At 57.6% G+C, this 1,048-nt stretch carries 1 protein-coding gene; it reads right to left on the reverse strand.

Going from position 1 to position 1,048, the window contains the following annotated elements:
- Nucleotides 1-139 precede the first annotated feature (139 nt).
- The gene (locus CWO89_RS44515) at nucleotides 140-844 is read right to left on the reverse strand and encodes an autoinducer binding domain-containing protein (protein WP_130231977.1); all 705 of its coding nucleotides are present in this window, start codon (nucleotides 842-844) and stop codon (nucleotides 140-142) included.
- Between the last annotated feature and the right edge of the window lie 204 nt (nucleotides 845-1,048).

The raw sequence follows: 1,048 nt of genomic DNA on the forward strand, positions 1-1,048 counted from the left end.
CGGAAATCCGCCGCATCGCCATGAAGCTCGCCCAGCGGCGCATCCCGCACGCCCGCGTCCTCGCATGGTCGTTCTGGCGCAGGGCTCATCAGGCAACTGCGCGCAAAGCCCATCTCAAGAAAAAATTACAACTGTAATGCTAGATCAACTTCCTCTCCATGGCGATGCGGACGGCCTGCTGGAGGTTGCTCGCGCCGAGTTTGTCGCGCGCGTTATCCAGATAGAACTGGACTGTTCGTGGCTTGATCCCAAGCAAGTCCGCGATCACGTTCATCGACTTGCCGTGTGACGACCAGCTGAGCGAGGTCGCTTCCTGCGTCGACAACGTCACATCCCCTGTTTTGAAGGACGATACAGACGCCAGGCTGAGGCGAACATGAATGTAGGCGAGCGCCAATGCTGCCTGCATCGGATCCCATGGCGGGACCTCGGCCCGCCGCCGATCTGATGCGAGCGTGATCATCGCTGTGCGGCCATAGCTTGTCCTGATCGGAACGGAAACGCCCGAGCGGATGCCGAAGTCAGTCGCCTCCGAATAGAATTGCTTGATCTCGCGCGAGCTCCTGCGGACGCCGCGCTCTTCCGCCGACCAGGCGAACATCCGCATGCTGCGCTTGGCGGTCGTCACGACAGGGTCGATGATCATGTATCGCTTTGCAAAATAGAGGTTCAGCCATTCCGCAGGATAATCGCTGAAAGCAACCGCATCGTCGGCGTGAACATGAATGTAGGCATAGCGGTCGAAGCCGGATGAGCCAGTAAACTTCTTGATCGCGTTGCGAACGGAGCGTTCATCGCGCGCCACATCGACGGCATCGATCAACCCCTGTAATTGCCCATCCAATGTAACATCCTCCTAGTCTTCATCTTGCGAGTATCGGTGCGATGGCGAGCTGACTCGTCGGATGCGCATCACGATGCTATCATTCTTCTGATCCGATGGCCGTTTCGAGTGACTCGATGGAATTCAACTTCCTCCCTTTGCGTATCCCATTGACCTATCCGATCGCGTCCTGCGTCCCTCTAGGAGCCTGTCCAGTTAGCGTTT

This window comes from Bradyrhizobium sp. Leo170, assembly GCF_004296405.1.
Taxonomy (GTDB): Bacteria; Pseudomonadota; Alphaproteobacteria; order Rhizobiales; family Xanthobacteraceae; genus Bradyrhizobium.